Consider the following 7,387-nt stretch of genomic DNA (forward strand, 5'->3'; position numbering starts at 1 on the left):
ATGAATTTATTCGGTAACTGGTCCAACCCACTGGTAATCGGTAAAGAGATCGATCTGGAATCCGCTCTGCGGGTTCTGGATCGGTTTAACAATCGGTGCCAATACTGCCGTCTGGTAGTGAATCCTACTCCTCATACACCTCTCGGGCATTTCGTTATCTGTAACAGAAATACACACTCAAATTCAGAGCCCTCTAATTGGGTATGCCTCTGCGAAATGTGTGCAGACCTGAATAGCTTAGATAACCTGAATGGGAAAGGTAGCTTCATAGAACTAGGCTGGGCAAAACAAGGGCAAATAAACGCGCTGTTGCGTGTCTCATACTCCGTGGCACTTCGAGAAAGCGATCAGTGGGGGGATCTTAAAAAAGCTTCTGAGCGCTTTCTGAATGCTATTGATACTCGACCTGAGTCATGGTCGTCAATTGGTTGGGATGGAGAGCCCTCACGGCTAGCTGAAATGATGAATCAAATGATCTGGAAACCTTCATCTCAGGCCTATCTCCATAAACTACGGTTCAGATTTGACCTGGCACCTTACGAAGATGCTATCCGGTTTTGGGCGGCAAGTGTTGAGAGCCGATATACCAATTCTTTTCAAGCCCTGAATGTAGCGGCACAGCAGCTGGAAGACGGGAATGGTGAATAGAGGGATAGGTTTAGCGCTATTCGATTTTGGGGTAGCAGCATCTGCATCTGGAGAGCTTTTTGAATTTAGCAAAACATCTCAGTTACCGGGCGATGATTTTTGGTTAACAGATATTGAGGACACCGCATTAAAGCAGTTTCACTCGGGTAAATTCCGTCTGAAACCTGAGAACTATTTTCAAAAGAAACTGAGTACTATTATCTCTGATCTTGGCCTCAGTCATTTATCCCCCAGGGACAAAGTTCAAGTACTTCAGGCGTTGCTGGGTTGGACATGGGATAAGCATCAGGAATACGTTCAGCCAGCGTCTTACGAATCAACCAGGCTTATATCAAATAGTCGTAATCGAGTCACGAATAAAGCCCTAAAACTTGCACTGCAATCGCTGTCACAGCGTTTCTGTTACCTAGAAACGGATAATCGAAGTAATCCCTTCTTTATTTACAGAAACCCGGCCTCTCTCTACTTGGATATTTCAAACTCTCGTTACCCCGTATCCGGATTTAGGATAATGGAAGGAGGGTGGGTGAGATTGGAGCAGGTACTCAGTAAGGAGTCAGAAATTGCGTTCGTTGAAATTGATAGACCCTCTGATCTTGAACAGATCCTTAATGTAGAGCTATGGTCTGTCAGACAACGAATTAGAAATGGTTCGCTATGGATGTCAGTGCCAGAGCTAAAACACCTTATCGCCTTAACTGGTGAGCTTCCAGCATTGAAAACAGTTATCACAGCTAAGCATTTTTCAACATTGTCTACTCGGTATGACTTTGGCCGTAATTGCGTGTCATCAGTGCGATCTATCCAAGAGCAAGCGGCTTATTCGCTCTTTCTTATTTACGATAGCTTATTAGGTGATGTCCTGGGGTACTCAGCCAATGCGCTCAACTTATCGGAAGCATATTTAGCTTCATTGGTCAGAATGGAAGCGTTGGACGCATCCGAAATGCTAATTAAACACGACTACAAAATTATGGGTTACGGGGGTGGGCGAATTGCTTTAAGTGAGCATCCAAACCAACTTTCAGCGACCAGACGCGAAGAGTTACTGGAGATTCTGGTTCAGCTTCGCTATTTAATTTCCAGTACCGATCTAGGGATTAGCTTCAGAGATGATACAGGTGACTCGTATTCAGTATTTATGTCTCTTGCAGTGAAGGGAGATAGCAGAGGAATTATGGAACTTAATCACTATATTCTGGCAGGAACGGGAGAATAAGCATGGGTAGTTTAATGAGTATTTTCGACGGGATTGTAGATACATTCTCTCGCCTTGAGCATCCCGGCCGAGATTGCGATTTGAATTTAGCAATTGGGAATACGGGAGTATTTACGTGTGACGATCGGTCCTTAGTGTCGGTCATTGAGTTACGAGGTTGCCGCCACTTTATCGGTATGGTTGAGCATGAGGAGAATGTTAAAGAGCTAACTGATCTGCTTACCCCATACTTTATGTCAAAACAGGTCGATATTGGTTTCTTTTATGAGAGTAGTAATGACCCTGATCTTGTTGCCCGGGAGCTTGAATACATTTCCATGCCTTCCCGATCCGCTTCAGCTGCACTGGGTCTAACGAATGAAAGCCTCATCGAAGAAAGCAACGGTGTATTAGAGAAAGTTTCCCACGTTGAGCGATGCTGGCTGGCTTGCTGGACTAACCGTAAAGTGTCTTCGCATATTCCCGATAGAGAAAAACTACCTCCCCGTTTTGAAAGACAAATGACTGCCCCAGGTAAGCAAAGCCTTAATGGTGTCAATCATTTTGCAGCTCGAAGCTCTGTACATGAGGCAATGGTTAATCGTGTGCTGGAGATCTTCAAACAGCAGAAATTTTCTGTCAGGCGTTTAACCGGCGCTGAGATGGCAAGGAATATCAGGCGTTGTATCGATGCTAGAAAAACAGATGATCAATGGGAGCCGTTACTGGCCGGTAATAACCGATCCAAGTTCTTCTATCCGGCAGAGCCCGGGAGGGAAACCACCGAAGGCCCCTCTGTGTTTTTACCGCCAAAGATTGGCCGTCAGGTATGGCCAGTTGAGCCTGAAAGGAATGGTTGGCCAGATGATGTCATGAAGGTCGGAAACAAGATCTACAAGGTGATAGCGTTACGGATAATGCCGAATGGTCCAGTTCCTTTTAGTAAGTTATTGAAGGATGCAGGCAAACAAGATATTCCTCTTCGCTTCGCGGGGTTACTCCGCTCAGAAGGGAGAAGCCTGGTTGCAGGAAAGTATGCGCTGGCTTCATTGCTAACAATACTACCGATCCCGTCTATGACGAAAACGGTAAGGGATGAAATTGCCAGAGTTCAGAAATATGTTGATCAAAACCGGGAGGCAGAAACCTCGATTCAGATCTGCTTTACTACTTGGGCTGATGCCGATCAACTGCAGCAGCTTAATGTCCGTGCTGACAAGCTGCTACAGGTTATTAATGGGTGGAATAAGGCTGACGCATACTTTCTGAAAGAAGAGGCTCTGGAGGGCTTTACATCGACTTTACCAGCGTATCGTCGGGCAAGTGTGGCTCCTGCAGCAGTCGGACCTCTGTCAGATGTGCTTTATTCGATGCCGATAACTCGGCCCACAATGCCGTTCGAGACCGGATCTATGTGTTTCCGTACCGATGACGGTAGGCTGATTCCGTTCCAGCCCTTTGATTACAATATAATGCGTCACCATATTTACCTATTGCTGGGTGAGCCTGGATTTGGGAAATCCGCAACACTTAACAATATGCTTACTTGTCTGACATCTTCTTCAAACGATATACCCAATATCGGTATTTCTGATGTAGGGACATCCTCACTTGGATTTATACAACTTGCTCAATCAATCTTGCCGGAGGGTAAAAAGCACTATGCTATTTATCATCGTATGCGCAATCGGAAAGCCGATTCCTACAACTTTTTAGAACCCGATTATGGGTTGCGAGCCCCTTTATCTGAGCACTTTGATGAAATTGCCAATATGCTGGAGCTGATGTTTAGTGATGATCGAACCGGTGAGCTGAATTCAGATCTGCCAGGTCTGATCCGGGCAGTACTGAAGCTTGCATATCGGATGAAGTCAGAGACAGGTTCAAAATCGGATCCTGAGTATTATCGAAAAAACCGCCGCAACGATAAACACTGGCCTGCTATTTCAAAAGTGCTTGAAAAACTTAATGTCACGCCCACTGAGGATGATACCTGGTGGGATATTTTTGATCAGCTTCACAGCACCGGCCACTACCGTGAAGCCGGTTTAGTCCAGCGTTTTGCTGCGCCTACCTTGCCATTTCTTGCCGCAGTTGCGTCCCGTGATGAAATTCGGCAGGAATATCCGGGGACCGTTAAATCCGGGATGCCCCTTGTAGATTACTTTGCACGGACGATTGGTGAGTTAGTTGAGAAATACCCGATGCTGTCATACACCACTGAATTAGATTTGGGTGAAGCTCGGATTATTTCTTTAGATCTGGAAGAAGTGGTGCCGAGGGCAAGTAAAGATGATTTCGCTTTAAGAAAGCAGGGTGCAATATCGTTTTTGATGGCAGCGCGTATTCTGACTTCTCGCTTTTTCTGGAAAGAGGAACGGCTGACTGACATCCCTGAAAAATACCACTCTTACCATCGACCACGCATTAAGACCATTCGGCAAACGCCAAACGTATTTGCTTGCGACGAGCTTCAGCGATTTGGAGGTATTGGTCAGGTTAACGCCTTGCTTGAGAAGGTTACGAACGAAGGCCGGAAGTGGGAGATAGGATTGATTCTTTCTTCTCAGGACATCGTAGAGATGCCGGAGCGGGTTATTAAGTTCAGCACAGGCCGGTTTATTTGTGGATTTGAAGACAAATCAGTTGATGATGTGGCCGCTAAATTAAAGCTTACAGATACTGAAAGAACGCTGATCATTGATCGTATACGCCCTCCTGGTCGGGAGGGTGCTTGGTTGCTGGTTCAGATTGATGCAGATGAACAAAAGTACAGTCTACTGCTTAATTTAAGAATGGGGCCAGAAAAGCTCTGGGGGCTTTCGACACGGAACAAAGATGCCCTTGTGCGAGGCTCTGTTTATGACGTTTTTGGGGATGTACTTGGGCGTCGATTGTTGGCAAAAATGTACCCTTCTGGTTCCATAGGGGCTGAATATGATACCCGTATACAGCGACTGTCAATCACAGAAGATATGGGGTTGATGGATAACAGGGAAATTAATGAGAATAAGGATGTCATCCAGGCAATTACCGATAATATTATTAGATCGGGCAGAACAATTTATGAAAATGAATTAAGGGGAGCTGCATAATGCGAGATACCAATTTAGAGCCAGCTATTGAGAAAAAGATCAGTGCTGTAACCTTACCTGAAGCGGAGGATAGACTGCGTGACTGGGTAATAAATTCAGGCCTGGACCTTATCTCGTTTACTCATATTGATACCGAAAGGTTAGAGGGAGAATTACCGGCGTTCCGTTTTGAGGTAATTCATTATGCAGGCCCGAGGCAACTGAAGAAGCCATTCGTTGTGAAGAAGGTCATTTAAGCAGCAAAAAAAAGCCCCGCTTGGTAGGCGGGGCAAAATAGCAGAGAAGCCGAGCAGATCCGGTCAAGCTAATTCCAGATTACTGAAATTTCGTAAAATGTGGCCACTATATTCACAGTAGATATCATGCAGTTGGCTGTTGATCTTCTTCAAGCCGCTGAGTCCCTGCAAATCCAATATGAACCCTAAAAGCACGGCCAGGCGCTGACTTTCAATGTACGGATAACCTTTCTGATTCAGAATAGAGATAAGCGTTTCGTGGCCGTTCGCACCGAGCGAGGGGGATATGCCTAAATCGATTGTGCTCAACTCATAATCTATTTGAGCAAGCTGGTTTACTGCTTGATGATATTCTGCAATTAAATGTTCATCCCAGCTGATTTCCTTGTAATCAAAACCCTCGAACATGAGAGCAGTAGAATCTGTTATCAGGTAGGGTGAACCGCGAAAAATCTCAAGTGTTAAAGAATGCTCAGCCTGGAAGCCTCCGGAGCTATATGACAGTGATAAGTTTGATGTTTTTTCAGTGTAATTATTGCCAATTGTTGACCATATCTCGACGACAACCTCATGCTTTTTCCGGCTGTTGTAGATGCTTTTGATCCATGGAATATGCTTTGCAATATCCTGTCGTGTATAGGGAATTATTACTTTATCTAACGAGGCTATTTTGGTTTGTAGGTGCTCTGCATGAAGAGCTTCGCGGATCCTGACATGGTAATCATAGGGACGTTTGCTGAACTGTGAAGTGAGACCGTCCATCTTCTTCTTTAGTGTCTCTTTGTACAGCTCCAGGCCTTTCAGGCGGTGCTGCTTAGCGTATGTCGGATCAACCCCGGCTTTCTCCAATATATCCTGTATTTCCAGTTCAATTGGAGATGATGGTCCATTCAGTAATTGAAGCCTGCTTTCCATGATTAACCGTCTGTGTAAAATTGTACGAATATGCTATATAGTAAACTAATATAAACGTTACGCAAATGGTGTGCTACTTGTCGATTCCAATTATTGATATGAAACCTAACGGTCCGGACGAAATAGATCAGCGCGTTGAAGAGGATGCTTTACGCTGCATTAAAGAGGCTGAACACTACGCATTACGGCCAGTGTTAGGGATGATGCATAAGCCAAAGATAACGATTCGTAAAATATTAGATTTGGATTATCCAATTAAATATGCGGTGTTATTGATATTTATCGCCGGTATCGCCCAGTCCCTGAATACTTATATTTCTCTTCCTGAATCAGCAAGTATCCAACACTTTGTAATAGTCACCTCAGCTGGTGGTATTGGCACATTGATTACCAGTCTGGTCCTTCTGGCAATAATTAGAGGTGTGGGAAGGTTGTTTTCTGGCCGAGCAAGTTACCGTGATCTGATACAGGCCTGGGGATGGTCATCCGTACCGAGCATTGTCTTGATGCTGGTCTGGGGTCTGCGTTATGCGATTGTAGGGCCTGAATTCTTTTCTCTGGATGCAGACGTACAGGTAAGAGAGCCTGTTTTAGACCGGGTACTGCTCTATCTTGTTTTTGTTCAAGTGGGTGTCATGGTATGGCAAGCAATACTGACGTTTATCTGTATCCAGGTTGTTCAGCAACTCAACTTTTTTAAGACTTTCGCGTTGGCAATTATCTGCGCGATCATTTCCATCTTTTTCTATGCTTTCATGGCAACAATTTTTGGTTAAAGAGCAATCGGTCTATGAACAGTAGTGAGCTTATTAAAGAAATCTCGAAGGCTGCAGACATTCCTGTTTCCGTTGTTAGAAAAACGATGGCGGTATTACCCGAGGTGCTACACACTGCGTTGTCATCAGGAGAGGCAGTGACAATAACGGGCTTTGGACGGTTTGAAGTGAAAGAACGTGCAGCAAGAATCGGCCGGAATCCTAAAACTGGGGAATCTGTTCCTATTCCGGCTCAGTCAAAGCCGGTGTTTACTCCGACAAAAGATTACAGTGATATGTTTAATGGTGACTAGCACCGCCAGCGCATCAGCGCATGTATGGCCCCAGGGCGAAGACCGGCTTGAGTTATGGCAAGCTCAGGCCTCTTTCGTTATTGGTGTTGTTTCTTTACCAGCTCTATAATTTTCTTCCGTAAAGTTTCGTTCTCGTTTTCAGCAGCAGCTACTAATTCGAAATAAAGTAAGCGAACATTACCCGGAGATATAAGCCAAATCCGGATGGCCAAAAAACGATTTCAAT

General features: G+C 44.9%; 7 protein-coding genes. 6 read left to right on the forward strand and 1 reads right to left on the reverse strand.

What is annotated here, in order from left to right:
- Genes Q0499_RS17250 through Q0499_RS17265 form a run of 4 tightly spaced genes read left to right on the forward strand, consistent with a single transcriptional unit; the run spans nucleotide 1 to nucleotide 5,177 of the window.
- Nucleotides 1-648 carry a hypothetical protein gene (locus Q0499_RS17250; protein WP_299201894.1) on the forward strand — a complete coding sequence of 216 codons (648 nt, stop codon included), beginning with the start codon at nucleotides 1-3 and terminating at the stop codon, nucleotides 646-648.
- Complete coding sequence (locus Q0499_RS17255) at nucleotides 638-1,867, forward strand: hypothetical protein (RefSeq protein ID WP_299201897.1); 1,230 nt, start codon at nucleotides 638-640, stop codon at nucleotides 1,865-1,867. Before Q0499_RS17250 ends, Q0499_RS17255 begins: the two co-directional genes overlap by 11 nt.
- A gap of 2 nt (nucleotides 1,868-1,869) precedes the next feature.
- Nucleotides 1,870-4,941 (forward strand): hypothetical protein, encoded by a 3,072-nt coding sequence (locus Q0499_RS17260; protein ID WP_299201900.1) that lies wholly within the window; start codon nucleotides 1,870-1,872, stop codon nucleotides 4,939-4,941.
- Entirely contained in the window at nucleotides 4,941-5,177 is a 237-nt protein-coding gene (locus Q0499_RS17265; protein ID WP_299201902.1) for a hypothetical protein, read from the forward strand. Before Q0499_RS17260 ends, Q0499_RS17265 begins: the two co-directional genes overlap by 1 nt.
- A 63-nt stretch (nucleotides 5,178-5,240) precedes the next feature.
- Here the strand turns inward: Q0499_RS17265 and Q0499_RS17270 are convergent, their stop codons facing one another.
- A complete protein-coding gene (locus Q0499_RS17270; RefSeq protein ID WP_299201905.1) occupies nucleotides 5,241-6,092 on the reverse strand; it encodes a hypothetical protein in 852 nt (283 codons plus the stop codon).
- Between the two features lie 77 nt (nucleotides 6,093-6,169).
- On the opposite strand from Q0499_RS17270, the gene Q0499_RS17275 reads away from it, so the two are divergent.
- Nucleotides 6,170-6,868, forward strand: coding sequence for a Yip1 family protein (locus tag Q0499_RS17275; RefSeq protein WP_299201908.1), 699 nt, complete (start codon nucleotides 6,170-6,172; stop codon nucleotides 6,866-6,868).
- Nucleotides 6,869-6,882: 14 nt separating this feature from the next.
- Complete coding sequence (locus Q0499_RS17280; RefSeq protein WP_299201911.1) at nucleotides 6,883-7,161, forward strand: HU family DNA-binding protein; 279 nt, start codon at nucleotides 6,883-6,885, stop codon at nucleotides 7,159-7,161.
- Nucleotides 7,162-7,387 lie beyond the last annotated feature (226 nt).

Origin of the sequence: uncultured Amphritea sp. (assembly GCF_937127095.1) — a bacterium.
Taxonomy (GTDB): Bacteria; Pseudomonadota; Gammaproteobacteria; order Pseudomonadales; family Balneatricaceae; genus Amphritea.

Excerpts from the sequence above, each read along its gene's own strand:
- Q0499_RS17255 (WP_299201897.1), top strand. The coding sequence starts at position 638 with ATGGTGAATAGAGGGATAGGTTTAGCGCTATTCGATTTTGGGGTAGCA.
- Q0499_RS17270 (WP_299201905.1), bottom strand. The coding sequence starts at position 6,092 with ATGGAAAGCAGGCTTCAATTACTGAATGGACCATCATCTCCAATTGAA.
- Q0499_RS17260 (WP_299201900.1), top strand. The coding sequence starts at position 1,870 with ATGGGTAGTTTAATGAGTATTTTCGACGGGATTGTAGATACATTCTCT.
- Q0499_RS17280 (WP_299201911.1), top strand. The coding sequence starts at position 6,883 with ATGAACAGTAGTGAGCTTATTAAAGAAATCTCGAAGGCTGCAGACATT.
- Q0499_RS17250 (WP_299201894.1), top strand. The coding sequence starts at position 1 with ATGAATTTATTCGGTAACTGGTCCAACCCACTGGTAATCGGTAAAGAG.
- Q0499_RS17265 (WP_299201902.1), top strand. The coding sequence starts at position 4,941 with ATGCGAGATACCAATTTAGAGCCAGCTATTGAGAAAAAGATCAGTGCT.